This window comes from Frankia sp. AiPs1, from assembly GCF_023716945.1.
In the GTDB taxonomy this organism is placed as follows: domain Bacteria; phylum Actinomycetota; class Actinomycetes; order Frankiales; family Frankiaceae; genus Frankia.
The window spans coordinates 1-1376 of record NZ_JAMQQF010000942.1 but is presented as its reverse complement, the minus strand read 5'-3'; the positions used below and the strand labels follow the sequence as shown (position 1 = coordinate 1376).

1 protein-coding gene is annotated in these 1376 nt (G+C 75.0%); it reads left to right on the top strand.

Annotated elements, in window-relative coordinates:
- On the top strand, window positions 1-1376 hold a 1376-nt coding region (locus ND748_RS32040), incomplete at both ends, for a CoA transferase (protein WP_251750019.1).

Here is a 1376-nt window from a genome sequence, read left to right as displayed (position 1 = left end):
CCGCCGACCTCGCCGCGGCCCACCCGCGGCTGGTCAGCGCGTCGATCACCGGCTTCGGGCCGGTCGGGCCGTGGCGCGACCTGCCCGGCTACGAGGGGCTGGTGCTGGCCAAGCTCGGCGTCTTCCACGTCAAGGAGGCGATCACGGCCCGGCGCGGGCCGGCGTACGTGTCGGTGCCGTTCGCCTCCTGGGGTGCGGCGCACACCGCCGTGCACGGCATCCTCGCCGCACTGCTCGAACGCGACGCCAGCGGGCTGGGCCAGCAGGTCGCCGCCGACCTCGCCCGCGGCGTCTGCGCCCTGGACACCTGGAACTTCTACACCGAGATCGTCGGCATCCGCTGGCCCGAGGCGTTCACCGTCGTCAACGCGTTCAACGCCGCCGGGGAGGTCCAGGGGCCCCTGGTGTACCCGCTGCTGACCGCGCCGACGAAGGACGGCACCTGGCTGCAGTTCGCCCAGGTCGAGCCGCGGCTGTTCGTCGCGCTGATGCGGGAGTTGGGCCTGGGGGACGTGTTCACCGACCCGAAGTGGGCCGGCATCCCCGTCCTGCCGACGCAGGAGCTGCGCACCGAGCTGTGGGAGCTGATGATCGAACGGGTCGGGCAGCGAACCCTCGCCGAATGGGAGGAGGTCTTCGCCGCCAACGGCGACATCTCCGCCGAACCGTTCCGCCGAGGCGCCGACGCGCTGGCCCACCCCCAGGTCGTCCACGAGGGCCGCCGCGTCACCGTCACCGACCCCGAGCTCGGCCCGGTCGTGCAGCCCTCCACCCTCGTCCACGCCGACGGCCGGCCGCTGCGCGAGCTCGCGCCCGCACCCCGCCTCGGCCAGCCGGCCGCCCCCACCATCACCCCCACCGTCACGACTGCCACTCCGTCGCCGGGCACAGCTCCGTCGCCGGGCACAGCTCCGTCGCCGACCGCCCCCGCCGCCCTGACCGCCACACCGCCGCAGGGCGGCGCGACCGGGCAGCCGCTGGCCGGCATCACCGTGCTGGACTTCGGGCTGATGTTCGCCGGGCCGTTCGCCGCGACCCTGCTCGCCGACCTCGGCGCCCGCGTGATCAAGATCGAGACGCTGGCGGGTGACACGATCCGCCGGGTCGCGGGCTTCCCCGAGTCCGGCGGCGCCAAGGTCATGCAGGGCAAGGAGAGCCTGTGCGTCGACCTGGCCACCACCGAGGGCCGCGCGATCGTCCACGACCTCGCCAAGCGGGCCAACGTGGTCCTGCAGGCGTTCCGGGCGGGCGCCGCCGAACGCGCCGGCGTCGACGCCGCGACGCTGCGCGCCCTCAACCCCGACCTCGTCTACGTCAACGCCCCCGGCTACGGCACCGACGGCCCCTACGGCCGTCGCCCGGCCTACGCCCCGGCG